The organism is Nitrospirota bacterium, assembly GCA_016207885.1.
Lineage (GTDB): Bacteria > Nitrospirota > Thermodesulfovibrionia > UBA6902 > UBA6902 > JACQZG01.
The window spans coordinates 65,438-85,062 of the sequence record JACQZE010000027.1; the positions used below are offsets into that span (position 1 = coordinate 65,438).

19 protein-coding genes are annotated in these 19,625 nt (G+C 42.6%); 13 read left to right on the forward strand and 6 right to left on the reverse strand.

Annotated features, from left to right (window positions below):
• Nucleotides 1–28: 28 nt before the first annotated feature.
• Entirely contained in the window at nucleotides 29–844 is an 816-nt protein-coding gene (locus HY807_11430) for an inositol monophosphatase (GenBank protein ID MBI4827009.1), read from the reverse strand.
• 94 nt (nucleotides 845–938) lie between these two features.
• On the opposite strand from HY807_11430, the gene HY807_11435 reads away from it, so the two are divergent.
• On the forward strand, nucleotides 939–1,229 hold the full coding sequence (locus HY807_11435; protein MBI4827010.1) for a hypothetical protein: 291 nt from the start codon (nucleotides 939–941) through the stop codon (nucleotides 1,227–1,229).
• Between the two features lie 11 nt (nucleotides 1,230–1,240).
• On the opposite strand, the gene HY807_11440 is transcribed toward HY807_11435, so the two are convergent.
• The 3 genes from HY807_11440 to HY807_11450 all read right to left on the reverse strand — a co-directional run bounded on the left by HY807_11440 (nucleotide 1,241) and on the right by HY807_11450 (nucleotide 6,279).
• Nucleotides 1,241–1,900: a class I SAM-dependent methyltransferase gene (locus tag HY807_11440; GenBank protein ID MBI4827011.1), complete on the reverse strand. Its 660-nt coding sequence runs from the start codon at nucleotides 1,898–1,900 to the stop codon at nucleotides 1,241–1,243.
• Between the two features lie 44 nt (nucleotides 1,901–1,944).
• Nucleotides 1,945–2,976, reverse strand: coding sequence for a DUF362 domain-containing protein (locus HY807_11445; protein MBI4827012.1), 1,032 nt, complete (start codon nucleotides 2,974–2,976; stop codon nucleotides 1,945–1,947).
• A gap of 117 nt (nucleotides 2,977–3,093) precedes the next feature.
• On the reverse strand, nucleotides 3,094–6,279 hold the full coding sequence (locus HY807_11450) for a UTP--glucose-1-phosphate uridylyltransferase (GenBank protein MBI4827013.1): 3,186 nt from the start codon (nucleotides 6,277–6,279) through the stop codon (nucleotides 3,094–3,096).
• A gap of 127 nt (nucleotides 6,280–6,406) precedes the next feature.
• Here HY807_11450 and HY807_11455 point away from each other — a divergent pair, with 127 nt between their 5' ends.
• From HY807_11455 to miaB, 12 genes are all read left to right on the forward strand, one after another.
• Nucleotides 6,407–6,925 carry a YeeE/YedE family protein gene (locus HY807_11455; GenBank protein ID MBI4827014.1) on the forward strand — a complete coding sequence of 173 codons (519 nt, stop codon included), beginning with the start codon at nucleotides 6,407–6,409 and terminating at the stop codon, nucleotides 6,923–6,925.
• Nucleotides 6,922–7,449 carry a YeeE/YedE family protein gene (locus HY807_11460; protein MBI4827015.1) on the forward strand — a complete coding sequence of 176 codons (528 nt, stop codon included), beginning with the start codon at nucleotides 6,922–6,924 and terminating at the stop codon, nucleotides 7,447–7,449. Before HY807_11455 ends, HY807_11460 begins: the two co-directional genes overlap by 4 nt.
• A gap of 34 nt (nucleotides 7,450–7,483) precedes the next feature.
• On the forward strand, nucleotides 7,484–8,215 hold the full coding sequence (gene rlmB, locus HY807_11465) for a 23S rRNA (guanosine(2251)-2'-O)-methyltransferase RlmB (protein ID MBI4827016.1): 732 nt from the start codon (nucleotides 7,484–7,486) through the stop codon (nucleotides 8,213–8,215).
• A gap of 25 nt (nucleotides 8,216–8,240) precedes the next feature.
• Nucleotides 8,241–8,678, forward strand: coding sequence for a host attachment protein (locus tag HY807_11470; GenBank protein ID MBI4827017.1), 438 nt, complete (start codon nucleotides 8,241–8,243; stop codon nucleotides 8,676–8,678).
• 60 nt (nucleotides 8,679–8,738) lie between these two features.
• Nucleotides 8,739–9,422: a response regulator transcription factor gene (locus tag HY807_11475; GenBank protein ID MBI4827018.1), complete on the forward strand. Its 684-nt coding sequence runs from the start codon at nucleotides 8,739–8,741 to the stop codon at nucleotides 9,420–9,422.
• Nucleotides 9,423–9,495: 73 nt separating this feature from the next.
• The gene (locus HY807_11480; protein MBI4827019.1) at nucleotides 9,496–10,287 is read left to right on the forward strand and encodes a hypothetical protein; all 792 of its coding nucleotides are present in this window, start codon (nucleotides 9,496–9,498) and stop codon (nucleotides 10,285–10,287) included.
• A 27-nt stretch (nucleotides 10,288–10,314) separates the two neighbouring features.
• Nucleotides 10,315–10,620 (forward strand): GIY-YIG nuclease family protein, encoded by a 306-nt coding sequence (locus tag HY807_11485; protein MBI4827020.1) that lies wholly within the window; start codon nucleotides 10,315–10,317, stop codon nucleotides 10,618–10,620.
• Nucleotides 10,621–10,774: 154 nt separating this feature from the next.
• Nucleotides 10,775–11,113, forward strand: coding sequence for a metalloregulator ArsR/SmtB family transcription factor (locus tag HY807_11490; GenBank protein ID MBI4827021.1), 339 nt, complete (start codon nucleotides 10,775–10,777; stop codon nucleotides 11,111–11,113).
• 36 nt (nucleotides 11,114–11,149) lie between these two features.
• A complete protein-coding gene (arsD, locus tag HY807_11495) occupies nucleotides 11,150–11,485 on the forward strand; it encodes an arsenite efflux transporter metallochaperone ArsD (GenBank protein MBI4827022.1) in 336 nt (111 codons plus the stop codon).
• Nucleotides 11,486–11,495: 10 nt separating this feature from the next.
• Nucleotides 11,496–13,319, forward strand: a complete 1,824-nt coding sequence (locus HY807_11500) for a TRC40/GET3/ArsA family transport-energizing ATPase (protein MBI4827023.1) — start codon at nucleotides 11,496–11,498, stop codon at nucleotides 13,317–13,319.
• A 137-nt stretch (nucleotides 13,320–13,456) separates the two neighbouring features.
• Nucleotides 13,457–14,509, forward strand: coding sequence for an ACR3 family arsenite efflux transporter (arsB, locus tag HY807_11505; protein MBI4827024.1), 1,053 nt, complete (start codon nucleotides 13,457–13,459; stop codon nucleotides 14,507–14,509).
• Nucleotides 14,510–14,641: 132 nt separating this feature from the next.
• The gene (gene miaB, locus HY807_11510; GenBank protein MBI4827025.1) at nucleotides 14,642–15,946 is read left to right on the forward strand and encodes a tRNA (N6-isopentenyl adenosine(37)-C2)-methylthiotransferase MiaB; all 1,305 of its coding nucleotides are present in this window, start codon (nucleotides 14,642–14,644) and stop codon (nucleotides 15,944–15,946) included.
• Between the two features lie 346 nt (nucleotides 15,947–16,292).
• Here miaB and HY807_11515 read toward each other — a convergent pair whose 3' ends face one another.
• Both HY807_11515 and HY807_11520 read right to left on the reverse strand, forming a co-directional pair.
• On the reverse strand, nucleotides 16,293–17,498 hold the full coding sequence (locus HY807_11515) for a CCA tRNA nucleotidyltransferase (GenBank protein ID MBI4827026.1): 1,206 nt from the start codon (nucleotides 17,496–17,498) through the stop codon (nucleotides 16,293–16,295).
• 68 nt (nucleotides 17,499–17,566) lie between these two features.
• Nucleotides 17,567–19,621, reverse strand: a complete 2,055-nt coding sequence (locus tag HY807_11520) for a phenylalanine--tRNA ligase subunit beta (protein ID MBI4827027.1) — start codon at nucleotides 19,619–19,621, stop codon at nucleotides 17,567–17,569.
• Nucleotides 19,622–19,625: the final 4 nt, after the last annotated feature.

Genomic DNA, 19,625 nt, shown 5'->3' on the forward strand with positions numbered 1-19,625 from the left:
CTGAAAATAACTGCATATAAATAATCTTCTATTTATCAATCACACCTTTAAACACACTTTTAACTTCCTTCAACAATTCCTTATGAACAGCAGGAGGCCCGGCGACTATGTTTCCGGTTGTAAGATAATCTAAACCTCCGCTGAAATCTGTGACAATACCTCCGGCCTCTTTTATCAGCAGCGTGCCTGCCGCGATGTCCCACGGGCTCAGGCCTATCTCGAAAAAGCCGTCGCATCTTCCTGCGGCAAGATATGAGAGGTCGATTGCTGCTGAACCGGCTCTTCTTATGTCGCTTACTTTACTGATGATATTTTTAAATAACTTCAGATAATTATCCATATGCTCTCTTTGTTTAAAAGGAAAGCCTGTTGAGATAAGTGAGCGGCTCAAATCAGTTGTCTCCAACTGCTTGAGCGGCGTGCAGTTCAGATAAGCGCCATAACCTTTTAACGCAGTGAAACTCTCTTTTCTCAATGGGTCATAAACCACGCCTGCGATCATCTCTCCTTTATGCTCAAGGGCTATTGAGACGGAAAAGACAGGGAATCCGTGAATGAAATTTGTCGTGCCGTCAAGAGGGTCGATGATCCAGCGGTATTCTGAAGATGAAGTTTCATTGATGGATTCTTCAGCAAGAATTCCATGGTTAGGATAGCTTTGCTTAATGATCTTTATAATTAAATCTTCAGACTTTTTATCAACATAGGTAACAAAGTCAGATCTTTGCTTGGTATCTATGTCACCTGCGGAAAGCTTCCCGATATTCTGCAATATAAATACACCTGCGATCCTGGATGCCTTTACCGCTGTCTCAAGATAATCGCTGTCATTATAAATATTCATGAGAGATAATATAACATTTCATCAAGGTACAGTATAATAATATCATCAAATCAGAGCCAGGCAATAAACTTAACTATAGTAAAAGAGGAGAATCATGAAAAGATTTTTAATTGCATTGTTCGCAGTCTTTATCCTTGCCTTAGGAACAGGTATTGCCTTCAGCAATGAAAACAAGAGTAAACATAATGAAAATTCTAATAACAAGGTAAGCCAGGAGCTTTCAGCAAAGCATCCTGATAACTGGGTTGATGAAGAACTTCATGGTGAATACGTTGAAGAGTATGGCGATTCCAAATGTCAGGAGTGTCACGGTGCAGATTTGAAAGGCGGCAAGGATGCCCCGTCATGCAAAGAATGCCACGATAAGCATGAAGAAAATGACTGACGGTATTTTTTTTAAATCCTTCCCCAAATAATTACATGGCGGTCTGAAACGGTCTCAACTGTAAGCGCATCTAAGCCGTTCTGTTTTAACTGGCTCTTTATCTCATCAGGTGTATACGCGGCAAGGAGAGAATTAAAAAAATCCTTCTGCAGTATCGGTGAGGCCTCTGCCGCGTGCTGTCTTACGAGTGATTCAGCAATCTCAGCAGAGGCGGGACGGAAGAGGTCCATAATAAATACAGGCGCGTTCTTTTTTGCGCACTCTCTTACCGTCTCCCACAATACATGAGGATCGGCAAGATGGTGCAGTATGCTGTTTGATATGACAGCATCGAATTTGTACTTGAACAGGGTAGGGTCAGGCAGCAGGCAGTTTGACAGTTTGATACGTTCTGTATAGCCGCACTTATGAATTTCACGCCGGGCTATTTCAAGCATCTCTCCCGCACCGTCAACACCGTTTATCTGTATGTCAGGCAATGCCTTTGCAAACCTGATGATCACATCGCCTGTGCCGCAGCCGATATCCAGCACTTTACCTGATGTGAAGTCCGGAAAACGTTCTTTAAAGTAGGAGACAAAGGCTTCATGAGGTTCAGAGAAATCTGTTTCAGCATATGCCCTTGCCTGTTCTGCGTCATTCATCAACTCTTTTTCAGGAATGCGTTCCATACTTTTTGTCATTCTGGCTTGTCCGGAATCTATTTGTAATCTTATTATTCCTCTTTCCACTGGCATTGAATGTCATATGTGCCGTGCGGCCTGAACTTTCTCTTGAGAAGGTCAAGGCTGTCGCCGAGAAGTCCGTCCAATGAGTAGTCACCCATATTCTCTTTCTGAAGATAATAAAGGTAGCCTATATCCTCTGGTTCAAAACCTATCAAACGCGCTCCGATGCCGTCTGCCTTTAAAGCGTCGGCTGATGCTATCGCTGTCATCATCTTCACAGCAGTTCCGTCAACAGGGCCGTCGCCTTCCATACATACATATCCGTCAAGCACAACGAGGTCAGGCCATACCTTCTTTGCCATCTCAGCGATGTTGTGATGTATCATCTTTACGCTCTTGCGGTAACCGGGATAACTTGAGAAGAGAAAATTGATCAGCCAGTTGGGCAGGGTCCTTCGTGCCTTTGATACGGTGCCGGCAGGAAGCTTGTCAAGAAAGGTCTTGGGAGCGTCAACTTCTACGCCCCCCTTCATGCCGTGCAGCATCGCCATGTCCTGCCTCATGACGAGACCTGCCATATTCTTTATGCCGAATGTCCCTATGGCGAAGTTATGCGTCTTGGGGATGGCAAGGGATATCTTGTAATCATAATCATCTGCCCGTTTTGTTATCCTTAAGTGTGTGTCGCCTACAATGGAATGGATAGTGCTGTGGATGAATTCTTTGTCATTGTCAAAATCAGTAAGAATTATATTTTTGTATTTATCCGGCAGTCGATTGTAATCAAAATCTTTAAACACCTCTTTAGTCGGGATGCCGTTGTAGAAAGCAGAGGCAGATGCCTCGCCTACAGTGATGGGTGTCTCAGGAACGATCTCTCTTATAAACTCTATAACAGCCTCTATCGTCTCGACATGTGTGTTTGCAAAATCAGGTTTGAGCGCGACAAGGTTGGGCTTGATAAGAATATTCCTGGCTTCACTTATGGGCATCAGGTCTTCATGGATCAATGTCAGGCATCTTTTGATATTCTCTTTCCTGTTCTCACCCTTGATGATCGCTGCTTTTTTCCCTGCCATAACACCCCCAGTTGTTTTTTGTCATTCCGGCTTGTCCGGAATCCTTTTATGAGTAACGATTCCGGACAAGCCGGAATGACACATAATAGAGTAATTGCAATATATTTGAAATGGATATTAAAAGCTCGATATATTCATCAGATGCTCAAATGATCCGTCATTCATCCACCTGTCCAGGTCTGAAGGCTCTTTAAGCTGCTGGCCGCGGTATCTTGAAACCGCGACATATGAAGCGCTTAACCCATTCATGCCTGTTATATCTCCCCAGAGTTTTTCAAATTGAGCAACAGGATAGACATCTTCCTGCCCATTTCCCCAGAGATATTTTACATTTTTGATAGTTACATAAGCAGGCGTTCTCATCTCAACATCATGGATCGCTTCTATGACCTGATCATATTTAGTCTTGTCATTTTCTGATCGCAGTATTATCTCTCTGTCAAGCCCGAAGAACGCCAGAAGTGAATCTATCGTTATCCAGTTTGTGAGCGTACTGTAATAACTGAGGCTGAACTCATCATCCTCTCCCGGCAGGGCAAGCCCCTCGATCAGCTGTATCCTGCCGTTCACCTTGGCGAGCCCGCCGCCCTTATCCTCAATATATCTGGGTATTACCTCAAATGTGACGCAGGCTTTATTTGAGATATGAAGCCCTAATAATTCCGGTGAAGCATTAACCCCTAACGTATCGATATTAGAGGATAAAATATATTTTAAGGCTGGGCGCTCCTTCAATATGGCAGCCATTGTGCCGTTCTTTAACATGTTGGGTATCTCATACCAGTGCCCGGGCGGGTTGAACCTTAAAATGGGTTTATTCTCTGAGTAGTCTTTTCCTTCACCTTTAGACTTAGTCCATTCAATGAGGGCTGTATGCTGCGCATGTCCGGCCTTAAGGTTTTCATCATCCGTGCTTTGCCCGTGCTTTTTCTCCCAAATGAACTGAAGGTCTCTCACCATTGGATAGACCCTCCTTGCTATGCTTTTCCCGGGAGAGAGATAAATATCTTTTTCGCAGCCGAAATGATCGAACCTCTTTAAATATTTCTCTATTGCGTCATGGGTCAAATAACTTGTTGTAAATATATGAGGGATATTCTTTCCAAACAACTCAGCTGTCTTCCTGCTTTTTGCCAGGTGCGCCTCAATAAAGGTTCTGTACCTGTCTCCTGCTTTAAGAAAAGGGTTTATTGGTTTTGCCACTGCCGCGCCATGGCTCCAGCGGCTGCCCATACCTGCGGCAAAGGTCACAACCGCAACCTCACCGTTGCTCAATGATTTAGTGCCGATATCATAAAATGACTTATTCTTTAACGCATCTTCTTCATGGAATAATTCATCACGGCCCACATCTTCAACAATTGTTGTTATTGGAAGCCTGTTCTTTTCGAGGCTGATATCACCCCTTATAAGGAGGGAGCGGATATGTTCATGCGATGTTTTATCAAAACCGTATCTATCCATGATCTCAGCTTCTCCAGGCTTCTGATCATCAGATGAATCCATATCATCATTTGTCCGCTTCGGTATCTCCGGTATCTTTGCATCTTTGCCCTGCAGGAGTTTCGCTATTATGCCTTTATGATTGAAATTGAAATCATAGACTATAGGGTCAATGACAAATGGATATGATGAACTGTATATATCTTTGAGTTCACGCATAATGACTTTTATCCTTTTCTTGAATTGCGAATTGATCTCAGGGTTCACAATAAAAGCCATGCCGCCGCCTGACATTCCTCCAAGCATGAGAAATCCCCAGTAGTCATCTTTGAACTCTTCTTTCATTCGTTTGATCAGGTCATCGGTAAATGCGTTGTTAACGCCGGGAATGATCGGTTGTATCGCCTCTTCCCAATCCAGGGACGTAAGCCTTCCAAGCTCTTTCATGTTGCCTGACCGCAAGGCATCCGTTATCCTGTCAAAGAGCATAATTCCTTTTTCACGTGCAGCCCGCTCTTCGTCATGTTTAAGCAGATACTTTTCAGTGACCATCTCAAGGATCGAACCTACATCCTGTGATATCCCGCCGTGAACAAGTACCATGGACTTTAATATCCTGTCTTCCACATCCGTGGATATCTCCTCCTTTGTAAAGAGCGTATAGTCAGGAAGCAGGCAGCCTCTGCTGATTCCAAATTCAGCGCTTCCAGACTCAGCAAGCCTTCCTGTAATCACCTTTATTCCCGGCCATAATCCTCCTGAATCCTGCCAGCCTCCGCCGGAACCTCCCAGCCATTCGCCAAGTATAGCCCTTGAAGCAACTATCCGTCTGTCCTCATCAGAGAGAGGGCCTGTAAGGTTTTTTATCTGGCCGCTGAACCTCATGAGCTGTGTTATGATCGCTGCAAGCAGGGTAGTGCTGACAGCAAGGCGGGAACCTTTAGGGATGTTGTTAACGCTTGTTACAATTTCTATTCCGCCATCCTTGCCGAGAAGCTTTGCAAGAATATCCGGAAGAGATATTTCACTCTTCTCAAAACACGGCGGCACAATGCCTGATGCGACAACACCGGCTTTTAGCAGTGAGAGGTAATCATTGCTGAAATTAAAAAGCTCCTTCAGGGTTGAGATATCTTTTGTTTCTCTCAGGTCGATCGATGAAAGGCGTATGGCCGGCTTTTCGATATAACGGCAATAACACTCACATGGCGGCAGGATCGGACTATTGCTACCATGAACCCTAAGGTCAACTGAGATATTAACTACTCTGGCGCCTTCTGGAAAGTCCATGCCGAGAAAGAATATATCTGACCACCCGCTGTGTGAAGGGTCGATCCTTACAGGAGATGCGTCGACGCCTACGGGATAATTATCTGTAATAGTATCAGACAACGTAAGCACAGGCGGGACAAGGTATGGATAATCATCCAAACCGTTAATATTATAAAGGTGGTAATTTTCACTGCATCGGCTTATCGAAAGCTTGACCTGGCCAAAGAGATATTGAAATGATAATTTGTGATATGACTCCGCGATCGCGCTGTAAAGGTTTACGTTACGGCCGCCTGCCTTGCCGGCTTCCTCCAGAAAAACACTTATTGCTCTCTCAAAATCTTTTTTACCAGCAGCCTTTATCCCGTCAAGAGGGGCCTTCCCGCTGTGTGAGAGATCAGGGTCTGCAAGGAGACGGAACCTGTATATGAAGAACAGAAACAGTGAAGCCCTGACTTTATGGTAAAGGTTATCAGAGCTTTTTCTGAATGACTCAAGCTCCATTGCAAGCTTAAACAGTCTCTCCATGCTGTGGCCCTGCAATATGGAATCGATCGAGCGGTTGCGCACAGAAGGTGTATCGCTCAATATTGCTTGAATTAGAAAATTAGTCATATCAGAGAGATTATTTTAACATACTCATATTAAAGGCCATTTCTTTATTACATATAATAAAGGTGATATAATAAAAAATGCATTTAAAGGAGGTGTCTTAATGAAAACAGAAGATAAGGGATGGAGCCCATATTTGGCAGGTGTGTTGAGCGGGCTGGTGATCATCGCTTCTGCATGGATCGCAAACAATTTTTTCGGGGCTTCAACATGTTTTGTCAGGACAGCAGGGTTAATTGAGAGGCTTTTTGATCCTGAACGCGTTCTTACAATGGATTACTTTGTCAGGTATATACCTGAAGTGGATTGGCAGATGATGATGGTTATCGGCATATTATTAGGGGCTTTTATCTCATCAGTCACCTCAGGCAGCTTTAAGATAAAAGCTGTGCCTGATATGTGGGAAAAACATTTTGGCCCAAGCAGGCTGAAGAGAGGCCTTACTGCTTTTGCCGGCGGTGTGATACTTATGTTCGGCGCCAGGCTTGCAGGCGGATGCCCGAGCGGTTATGGCCTGGGAGCTCTTGTACAACTTGCGGTTAGCGGCCTCGTGGTTATAATGTGTTTCTTTATCGGAGGCATTGTTGTAGCCCAGCTTTTGTATCATGGGGGTGACAAATGAGTACTCTTATTAATGGATTGATAACAGGCATATTATTCGGTTTCTTTCTTCAAAAGGGAAGGGTGCTCCGCTATGACAGGCAGATAGGCGCTCTCCGGCTCACTGATATGACGATCGTGAAGTTCATGTTTTCAGCGATCCTGACAGGCATGATAGGCGTCCACATACTTTTCATGCTCGGGTTTGCCAAGCCGCTTATACTGCCGACAAACCTTGTGTCCAATATCCTCGGCGGCCTTATCTTTGGTTTTGGCTGGGGGCTGCTCGGATATTGTCCAGGGACATCTCTTGGCGCGCTTGGCGAAGGAAGGGTGGACGCTTTCTGGGGGATGCTCGGGATGCTGGCCGGCGCCGGAATATTTGCTGAACTATATCCGGTTATAAGCGATACGATCCTTAGCTGGGGAAGTGAGGGATTTATCACCCTCTCCTCAATTATCGGCGTAAACGATTGGGTCGTTATTGCAGTCTTCGTAGTTGGAGGGTTGTTTCTCTTCAGATGGCTGGAAAAGGCCGGGCTGTAACAAGAAGAGCCTATTTATTTTTCCTGGAGGCTAATTGGCAAAAAATTCAATGTATCTTTACGGCAAGAATTCTGTGCTTGAACGGCTGCGGTACAACCCTTCAAGCATTAAGCGGATCTACCTTCAGGACAATTTCAGATCAAAAGATATAATAGATGCCATAGCTGCCGGGCAGATACCTGTCAGTCGTGTATCAGAGAAAGAACTTTTACGAATAAAGAATGCTGACCGGATCCAGGGTATTGTCGCAGAGGCTGAAAAATTCAGATACATAGAATTCAAGGAGCTTCTTCGCCCCCGAAATGGGAAAACACTGTCGCTTGTTTTTCTGGACAACTTAAGCGACCCGCATAACCTCGGCAGTATCATCCGCATAGCCGCATGTTTTGATGGTTTTGCCATTGTTATTCCCGAACGTAATTCCTGTGATATTAATGAGACCGTTCTTCATGTTGCATCCGGAGGGGAGAATTATGTGCCGGTGTCAATGATCGGCAATATGTCACAGGCTTTGACAGAGGCGAAAGAAGCAGGCTACTGGGCTGTCGGGACTGTTGTGGAAGACGGGGCTGACATAAATAAGGTCTCTCTGCCTTTTCCTCTTTGTCTTGTGCTGGGGTCGGAAGGAAAGGGCATAAGGCACGGTATCGATAAACATCTTGACATGAAGGTCACTCTTCCGATGAAAGGCGCTCAGCTTTCTTTTAATGTTGCCATGTCATATGCGATATTTGCCCATGAGATAGCAAAACAGCGAAAGACATGATATATTTCTAACTATGGAGGGTAAAATGATAATTATTATTGTTGATCTGGGACACTTCAAAGCATACAGGGTGGTCAAAAACACACTTGAGAGCACAAAGATAGAACCGCTCAAAGCATATGATAATGTTGATGCCCATGGAAAACTCAGTGACAAGGTGAGTGATGGTTCCGGGAAGTTTGCACTAAACGGCGGCAAGCAGGGCAGGAAAGGTACAGGCGAGGCGCATAATGTTGAGTCTGAGAAAAAGAGAAGGGTAATTAAATTGATCACCGGGGACATTGAAGCGCTAATAAAAAAAGAAGGATCTAAAAAATGGTTTTTGGCCGCGGAAAAAAGCATTAATAACCAGATACTGGAAAATCTTTCTTCCGATGCGATTAACAAGATGGAAAAAAACATTATTGCGGATCTTACCGGAACAGACAAGGCAAAACTTCTTGACAGATTCGGTATTTCATAATATTTATATTATCCTTGCGAGGTCATTCATTATTATATTTTCTATTCGAATAATGCTGCCATGCCGAACGAAAAGATACTCATTATAGAAGATGATGCTGATATTGTAGAGATGATCACATACAACCTTGAAAAGGAAGGTTTTAAGGTTGTATCTTCATCAAACGGAGAAGACGCGCTTGAACTGTTAAAAACAGAACATCTGAACCTGGTTATTCTTGACCTGATGCTGCCCGGACTGGATGGTTTTGAGGTTTGCAGCTCCATCAGGAATAATGAGGACACTTCTCATCTGCCTATTATCATGCTTACTGCAAAATCGCAGGAGGCAGATAAGATAGTCGGTTTTGAAATTGGCGCTGACGATTATGTTACTAAACCATTCAGCCCTAAGGAACTTATTGCAAGGATAAGGGCTGTGCTCAGAAGGTTGAAATCTCCCATGCTTAAGAAAATTAAAACCCGGGATATAGCTATTGACACCTTGAAACACAAGGCAACTGTTTTGGGCAATCCGGTACATCTGACCTATACAGAATTTAAACTTCTTGCTTATATGACACAAAGGCCCGGCGTCGTATTAACCAGAGACAAAATAGTTGCTGATGTTTTTAATTACAGTTCAGACAGCTATGACAGGTCGGTCGACAACCATATAAAGACCTTAAGAAAAAAACTCGGGACAGCCAGAGATTATATTGAAACCGTACGAGGTTTGGGATACAGCTTTAAGGATAATTTATAGTTTTTGGCATGTTATTTATAGATAAAACCTTACATCTCTCCAATTTTGCCTTAGAAACCTGCGTTAACCGGTAATGAGCACTAAAAAAAAATCTTCTGAAGAAGAGCTTAAGAAGGCTCATGATGCATTAAATATTCTTGCACAGGAACTCGAAGCCAAAGTGTCGTATCTGAGCAAGATGGATAAAATTAAATCTGATTTTATTGCAAATGTATCCCATGAGATCAAGACACCCCTGACATCAATACTTGGGTTTGTCGAAACCCTGCAGAACGGAGCTCTTAAAGACCCTGAAAAAGCCGATAGGTTTCTTTCTATCATCAAGAAGAACGCGGAGAGCTTATCTAACCTTACCAATGATCTCCTTAACCTTTCCGAACTGGAACTCGGAACCAAGAAGATCGAGAAGAGCGAATTTGACTTGAAAGAACTTGCTGCTGAGGTTATAGCAGGCTTTACTGTGGCTTTTTCTGAGAAAGGAGGCACCATAGAGCTTCATACAAAGGGGGAAGACTTCAGGATAAATGCTGACAGGTTCAAAATCAAGGTGGTTTTGCAGAACCTGCTGGATAATTCTATTAAGTATGGCAAGAAAAATGGAACAGCCATACTCTTCCTTATTGAAAAAGAAAAAGAGATCATTATTGATATTGAGGATGACGGGATCGGCATATCGGAGGAATGTCTCTGGAGAGTTTTTGAGAGATTTTATATGGCTGATAAATCACGTTCCAGAAAAATCGGAGGCACCGGGCTCGGGCTGTCTATAGTCAAACAGATAGTTCTGCTGCACGGCGGTTATATAAGCATCAAGAGCAGGCTGAATGAAGACACAAAGATCGTTGTCTCACTTCCCAGGTCATAAACTGTATCCGTCCTTCTTAATTCAAACATGAATAGAAAGATAAAAAGAAAAAGCAGTTTTCATGTATATATCGTCACGTGTAAAAATGGCACTTATTATACCGGCTACACAAATAATTTGGAAAACCGGATCAAATTACATAACAAAGGTGACGGAGCAAAATATTTAAAAGGCAAATCACCTGTTACATTGGTTTATTCAAAAGAATATGTATATTTTAAAAACGCGCTCAATGCTGAAAGAAAGATAAAAATGTTAACAAGGAAAAATAAAGAGGCTTTAACTGAAGCATATAAAAAGAATATCCTTAAACATCCCAAACTTATTCCTTAACATTCCCCGTTCCGGCAAGTTAACAAACCCTCATCAATTGTAATCTCATATAGAATGCTATTGATTTAATCATTATAATTATAATAGCAGCCTATTGACAATATCAAATAATTGTAATTATCATATAAATAACAATTGATATGAAGGGGTGTGGATGCAGGAAACCATACAAATACTCAAAGCACTATCTGATGAAACCCGTCTCAACATTATCTCTTTGATGAAAGAGGGTGAAATATGCGTTTGTGACATTACTGAAACTCTTCAGGTGTCACAGCCGAAGATATCATTTCATTTGAATGTGCTGAAAGAGGCCGGAATCATAATAGACAGGAAGCAGGGCAAGTGGGTCCACTACAGCATAAATGATTCAGACCTGTTCGGAAGGTTTCTTGTTCTCTCTGTCCTTGATAGAATTCCTAGTGAGACAATGAGAAAAAACATCAGTAGACTTGAAAAAGTTCTGGCAGTGAAAAATAAATGCTGTGAATAGCTAAACATTTTATCGGACGAGAAGGGAGGGAGTAAAATGAAAATAGAAATATTTGATCCTGCCATGTGCTGTTCATCAGGATTATGCGGGCCAGGCGTTGACCCTCTTCTAATAAAGATGAATGAAACCGTGCTGGCGTTAATTAAACAGGGTGTTGAAGTTCAGCGGTACAACCTTGCTCAGCAGCCAAAGGAATTTATGGCTAATAAAAAGGTCGCAGAGCTGCTTCATAAGAAAAGCAAGAATGTATTACCGGTCACGATGGTTAACGGAGAAGTATTCAAGACCGGCGAATATCCGTGTTATGAAGACATATGCAGTAAACTTGGAATCAAAACTTTTAAGAATAGGCCGCTGACAGTAATCAGTTAAAGGAATATAAATGACCAAATACATATTCTTTTCCGGCAAAGGCGGTGTCGGCAAGACGACAATGGCTTGCGCGACCGCCATTCATTACGCATTACATGGAAGAAAGACACTGATCGTCACAACCGATCCCGCCTCCAATCTCGCCGATGTATTCGAGCAGGAGATAGGGCATAAGGAAACGCCGATTAGCGGCATTGGTAACCTCCATGCCATGGAGATAGATCCAGATGAGGCAACAAAAGAATACCAAGAGCGGATCATCGGCCCCTTCCGTGAGATAATGCCTGATGACGTGATTACATCTCTCGAAGAAAACCTGAGCGGGCCCTGCACAACAGAGATGGCGGCCTTTGACAGGTTCATTGATTTCATGGGGACGGATGAATATGAGATCATCATATTCGACACTGCCCCGACAGGACATACCATCAGATTGCTCGAACTTCCCGTTGACTGGTCAAAGCATATCGAGGAATCCGCACAGGGCAGCGGCCAGACCTGCCTCGGCCCCGTGCAGTCGTTACAGGATTCCAAAGATAAGTATGACCGCGCAACATCCCTTCTCAAAGATACTGAACGCACCGACTTCATCTTTGTCATGCGGCCTGAAGAACTCTCTCTTTATGAAACATTAAGGGCATCAAAGGAGCTTGAGACCATCGGCATTAATTCAGGGGAGATCATTATTAATGGCATATTGCCTGAAGAGGTCTGTGAGATTGAATTTTTCAGGAAGAAATACGAGGCACAGCAGAAAATAATCAAAAAAACGGAAACTGCAATAGAGAAGATAAAACGATATATGCTGTTGAGGGATAATGAAGTGAAGGGAATAGATGCTCTCAAAGGTGTGGCAATGGAATTGTTTAAAGAAGGGGTTGAAGGTCAGAGGTTCTGGATTAAAAAGCACAAGACAGAAGACACCAGACTGAAGACAGAAAAAAGTATCCTTCCATCAGGAAAACCGGATATTGAGAAGCTCTTGCTTCCTTCTGGTGGCACAAAGGCCATCTTCTTTACCGGCAAAGGCGGAGTGGGCAAGACAACCATATCATGCGTCACTGCCGTTTACACTGCGCAAAAAGGATTGAAAACTCTCATTGTAACAACAGACCCTGCGGCGCATATCGGAGAGGTGTTTGATGTAAAGATAAATGATGAATCGACGAAAATTACGGAGAACCTTTTTGGCGTAATGATCGACCAGGACAAGGCCTTTATTGAATACAAGGAGAGAATTATAGAAGAAACGCGAGGAAAATATTCCGATGACATGTTAGCCGCAATGGAGGAGGAGCTTAATTCTCCCTGCATTGCGGAGATGGCGGCATTCGACAAATTCATCCGCTTCATTGAAAGCAGCGCCTATGATGTAATTGTCTTTGATACGGCGCCGACAGGGCACACGCTGAGACTCCTCGACCTCCCGTTTGATTATGCGAAACAGGCGGAGATGATGATAGACACGACAGAAGGCGCCAAAACAAAAAGAGAGACAGAGAACAGGTTCCAAAAGATCATCGAGCTGCTGCGCAACCCGAAGCAGACGGTCTTCTGCCTCGTACTCTATCCTGAATCAACTCCGATCATTGAGTCATACCGCGCCATGATCGATCTCAAGAATGCCGGGATAGAGACGCAGCTTGTGGTCGCAAACATGGTGCTTCCCGAAGAAGTATGCGTGAATGATTTCTTCAAAAACAGGCTGCGGATGCAGATGCGGTATCTCAGAGAGATACAGAATAAATTCAATCTACCGGTGCTCCAGTTCCCGATGATGCAGGAGGAGATAAAGGGGCTGAATCAAGTAATAAAGGCAGCGGTAATTTTTTAAATTATTTTTAGATCCGCTTGGAAAATGAAATTATTACAGTCAAGTGCATGCTTTCCGAAGGCAAAGTAATAGCCTGAAAGAGATGAGATTGCCTGTGAGGCAAGAGTATTTAAAAATCAGAAAGAGGCTATAACAATATGGCTGAACAAAGAGTAAAGAGGCTTTCTTTCATAGACAGGTATCTCACTGTCTGGATATTCACTGCAATGGCGCTTGGTGTGGGCCTCGGCTACTTTGTCCCCGGCGTTGAGGGATTGATAAACAGCTTTCAGTCGGGCACTACAAATATTCCCATAGCCGCCGGATTGATCCTTATGATGTATCCGCCCTTTGCCAAGGTGAGATATGAGGAATTAGGGGATGTGTTTAGCGATAAGAAAGTGCTCGGACTTTCTCTTATACAAAACTGGATCGTCGGCCCAATACTTATGTTTCTTCTGGCGATAATCTTTCTCCATAACTATCCTGAATATATGGTTGGACTGATCATGATCGGCCTTGCGCGCTGCATAGCCATGGTCATCGTATGGAATGAGATCGCAAAGGGTAACACTGAATACGCTGCCGGACTTGTTGCTTTTAACAGTGTCTTTCAGGTGCTTTTCTACAGCGTCTACGCCTGGGTCTTCATCACGGTGCTGCCGCCTCTCTTCGGACTCAAAGGGGGCATCGTACAGGTAAGTATGGGAGAGATCGCAAAAAGCGTTTTAATCTATCTTGGCATCCCGTTCATCGCGGGAATGCTCACGCGGTTCATATTGATAAAGGCAAGGGGGAAGGGATGGTATCAAACTCATTTCATCCCGAAGGTCAGCCCCGTTACCCTGATCGCGCTGCTTTTCACAATTGTGGTCATGTTCTGTTTAAAAGGGAACCTTATTGTCCAGATCCCGATGGATGTGGTGCGTATCGCCATTCCCCTTATGCTCTACTTCATACTGATGTTCCTTGTCTCTTTTTATATGGGGAAAAAGGTCGGCGCAGATTATTCCAAGACCACAACCCTCGCCTTTACCGCTGCAAGCAACAATTTTGAGCTGGCCATCGCGGTAGCTATCGCTGTCTTCGGCATTAATTCCGGGGCGGCGTTTGCGGCAGTCATCGGGCCGCTCGTGGAAGTGCCTGTGATGATCGGGCTGGTGAATGTAGCGCTCTGGTTTCAGAGACGTTACTTCATGACTGGTTTATAAGAATTTATACTTAATTAAAATCTCATTCCCGTCTCTTTTTTTAAGTGTGGTAAAATCCCTTCTTTGGCAAATGATAGCCCCAATCAATTAAAATATTATAACTACTTTCTACATTGGAGATATCTGTTGAAAATGAAATTTTATCTTAAAACTTTTGGCTGTCAGATGAATGTTAATGATTCTGAAAAGATAGCAGGCATCTTTATGGAATCCGGTTACGGAGAATCTGAGAGCGGAAGTCAGGCTGATGTAATAGTCCTTAACACCTGCAGTATCAGGGAGAAGGCAGAGCAGAAGTTCTTCAGTGAGCTCGGCAGGCTCAAGGATGCAAAAAAGAATAATGCAAAACTTAGAATAGCCGTTGCCGGATGCATTGCAAGACAGGAAGGTGAAAGTATCATAAAAAGATTTCCCTATGTTGATTATGTATTCGGCCCTGATAATATCGACAGTCTTCAGGAATGGATAGATACAGGAGAAGGCAGGACATCTGTTAAAGACAATCCTGAATATCACCTGAAGTATCTTCCAATGAAGAGGGAAGGTGGGGTGAGGGCGTGGGTATCGATTATGTACGGATGCGATAATTATTGCGCGTATTGTGTCGTGCCCTATACACGCGGAAGGGAGAGGAGCAGGCCGGCTGAAGATATAGTTAATGAGATCAAGGCGCTTTCTGAAGAGGGGTATAAAGAGGTTACATTGCTTGGCCAGAATGTGAACTCTTACGGAAAAAACATTTCAGTAAGATCAGGGTTTCCGGAACTTCTTGAAAAAATACATTTAATAAATGGGATTGAAAGGATCAGGTTTGTGACTTCTCACCCGAAAGACCTTTCTGAACATCTCATAACTGTAATGAGAGATATGCCCAAAATTTGTGAACATATTCATTTACCACTTCAGGCCGGCTCAGACAAGATACTTAAGCTGATGAACAGAGGTTACACTTTTGATGATTACATGCAAAAAATCGAGAAGATAAGGTCAAATGTACCTGATATGGCAATAACTACTGATATTATTGCCGGCTTCCCTGGTGAGACTGATGAGGACTTTAATATGACTATGAAAGCACTTGAAGCAATTGGGTTTGACGGCATATTTGCGTTTAAATATTCAAAGCGTCCCGGCACCAAGGCAATTGAACTGCAAGGCCACATTGATGAAAATTTGAAATCTGAAAGACTTTCTCAGATACAGGAACTTCAGGAGTCAATAATATCAGAGAAGAATAAAAACCTGAAAGGCGAGATAGTCGAGATACTCACAGAGGGCTTCAGTAAGGGTGACGCTGCTAAACTTACAGGACGGACGACTAAGAACCAGATCGTAAACTATTTTGGGGATAAAGGCGATATCGGGAATTTTGCCAGAATAAGGATTCTTGAAGTAATGCAGCATTCATTATATGGGGAAAAATATAAAGACATATAACAGGTCATCCTCTCATATGGAAATGTTTATAAATAAAGAACATATACATACTTACTTAATGGAGTAGTTAAGTGAACAACCTCAACTATTTAATATATCACTTAATATACTACTGCAACTTACAGAATCTGCCCATAGTGTCATAATTAGTAACGACTTCAAATTGATCTGTTATCAGGCACAAATTATATATTCAACCTATTGTATTACAAGTATATTTTATATGCCTAAATCTTGTGCAATCATAGGCAACCCCAGTATGGAAGCCGATTCATAAGAGGAGATACCCTTATTAACAACAATTTTCTAACAAAGGACAGCTACGCCTAACGTCTGATAATTTATATTATGTTAAATTAGACATTATCCATCTCTTTGCTTCATGAATTGATGTAATATTACCTCTGAATTGTTCTTCTTCTAATTGGGCTAAAATAACCCCTATTTTATGGCCAGGCCCTATACCTAATATGTCCTGAACCAAGTCACCAGACAGTAATGGATTCTTTTTGATATTTATAAACTCCTTTGCTTTTTTGACCAAAGGCAATATATCACGCCTCTTAGTTATTCCAATTAACACAGCTGCCTCAATTGAGTTTTTACCAGCCTTGCTGAACGCTCTAAATAATCCATGTTGATCAATTCTTAAAGAGCAAGAGATATGATAAACATCAAGGATCTTTTTTAAAGCAACAGCATTTGCTCTGCTCAACTTAAGTAAATTATCAGAATGTTGATCTTGTGTGCCTTTTTGAGCATGTAGTAATGCCAGTCTGATCATGGCAGACCTTGTCATATCCTGGCTTATAATAGACTGAAGGTAGTTAGTATATAAACTTAAAGTATTACTTAAACTATCAAACTTCTTTATGTAGATGATATTGCTTAGTAAACTATCAAGCTTTATATTTAAGATGTGAGTTAACACATTATCATTAATACATATCTGAAGGTAGTTGCCTGCCTTGGGATAATTCAAGAGCTTTATAAGTTCATCTGTGATCCTTTCAGGAGCTGTGGATTTCAAGCCTTCTGCATATTTTTTAAGCTCATTTCTCGTATCAGTGGTTATCTTGTATCCCAATTGAGCTGAAAACCTGTAAGCCCTTAATACCCTTAAAGGATCAGCTTTAAGATTTAATGGGTTGATAACCCTGATGCTATTTCGTGTTATATCACTAATGCCGTTAAAGGGGTCTAATAGGCCACGATCAGGAGACCATGCGATTGCGTTTATCGTAAAATCTCTTCTGGCAAGGTCGTCTTCAATAGGCTCTGTAAGATAATTGATATCTACAACATTCTTGTCTTTTAGTACAATCCTGCATGTCAGGTCTTCCTTAAGTAAAACAAATGTGCCATTGAACCTTCTCGCCACTTGTTTTGCTAATTTTGCGGCATCACCATTAAATACAAAATCCCTGTCCTTAGATGTCCTGCCAATTATAAGATCACGCAGATACCCGCCAGCAAGATACAAATGGTTTTTCGTCTGTGCGAATAACCATTTGTTTAGAGGGTCTGAAAGAATTCTCTTTGAAATGTCCATGGTCTAATAATACCTGTCTTTGTTAAAGAGGGGCAAGCCGGGAATGAAATAATGCAGATTTAAGACTATTAACTTCTTAATTCAGCCTGAAGTTCAGATTTTAGAAGTTCGACTATACTGGCATGCAGCCTGTCAACCTCATCATCGGTCAATGTCTTGCTTGAAGAGCGGTATCTGATAGCAAAGGCAAGGCTCTTTTTATCATTGGGGATAGGTTTGCCCTTATAAATATCAAAGAGAGCTACAGAGTCGATTATGTCTGATTCAACATTCGATATCACTTTTCTGACATCAGAAACGGTTATATTATCATTCACAACCAATGCGGCATCTCTCTCGATATAAGGGAATTTTGGCAGCTGGTTATAAATTATTCCTAAAGGAACTGCATTAAGTATCATGCTTAAGTCATACAGTTCAGCAATAGTTATGTCGCCTTTTATATTAAAGTCCTTTGCAACTCCGGGATGGAGAACGCCGATGCTCCCTACCCTTTCATTCCCGATCATTATCGAGCATGATTTTCCGGGATGGAGGTATGGCTCAGGCGCAGTTGTATCCTGCTCAAAAGATATATTCTTTAGATTTAAATCGGTCAGAATATTTTCAAAGAGACCCTTGATGTCATAAAAACCATCATGCCTGTTCTCATATATCGAAGCGGTCTTTTCTTTGTGAAAAACTGCTCCTAACTGAAGTATCTCATTAGGAAGTTTATCCTGAGATGAGAGAAAGATCTTTGATATCTCAAAAAACCTGATCATCTTCTCACCGCGGTTTAAATTAGTGCTCACATTATTCAGCAGCGCCGGAACAAGAGTAGTCCTCATTGCTGATTCTTCTTTTCTTAAAGGGTTCTTTATATAAACCAGTTCTCTCCTTTTATCATTAGAAGAGAGCTTTATCTTCTCAATGGTGTCCGGGCTGATAAAGCTGTAATTAATAACTTCATAAAAGCCGGATCTGACAAAAGATGTTTTCAGAGATGTGACAATCTCCCGAGTGCGATGTTCAGGAGCAACGCTCATCTGTATTACAGGAAGAGTTGATGGAATATTATCATATCCATATAGCCTTGCTATCTCCTCAATGATATCCACATCCATGCTAACATCAGCTCTGAAGCTTGGAGGTGTAACAGTGATCATATTGCCGGATATCTTCGGATCAAAACCGAGACTCTTAAGTGTCTTTTCAACAAATGCTTCTTCAATATCAATGCCGATCAGTGAGTTTATCTTCTCAAAAGTGAGCGATATATTTTCAGGTTTGAACTGTGTCGGGTAGATATCTGTTGTCTTGGTTACCTTGCCTCCGGCGAGTTCTGATATCAGCTGGGCTGCCCTGTCCAGTGCAAGCGTTACAGCTTCTTTATCAATCCCTCTCTCAAACCTGTAGGACGACTCAGTCAGAAGGCCGAGCCTTTTTGATGTTCTCCTGATCGAAGAGGGTTTGAAATATGCGCTCTCAAGAAGTATGCTGGATGTTGAATCAGAGACCTCTGTGTTCTTGCCTCCCATAACGCCGGCGACAGCAACGGATTTATCGGCATCGCATATCAGCAATATCTCATTATGAAGCAGCCTCTCTTCGTCATCAAGGGTAGTGAATTTATGAGCGTCATCTGCCCTCTTAACAACTATCTTGCTTCCTGACAGTTTATCCAGATCAAAGGCATGCATCGGCTGGCCGATCTCCAGCAGGACATAGTTTGTCACATCAACGATGTTTGATGAAGGCCTGATGCCGCATGCCTCAAGCCTCTTGACGACCCAGTCCGGAGAAGGAGCAGGCTTGATGCCGGTTATAATGCGTGAAGAATATCTATGACAGAGCTCAGGCTCTTCTATACTGACTTCAGGCCCCTCTCCATCTTCATATTCGATCTTCACGGAAATATCTTTTAGCGGGAGTCCCAGAATTGTAGATATCTCACGGGCAATTCCCCTGATGCTCAGACAGTCCTGCCTGTTAGGAGTTATCCCTATGTCAAAGACTGTATCACCTTCAACATTCTCTATCTCCTCGACCTCCAGCCCTGCCATTGTAATGGCATGCGCCAGTTCTTCAGGTGAAATATTGAAGTCAACAAACTCTTTAAGCCAGTTATAAGATGCTTTCATAGTT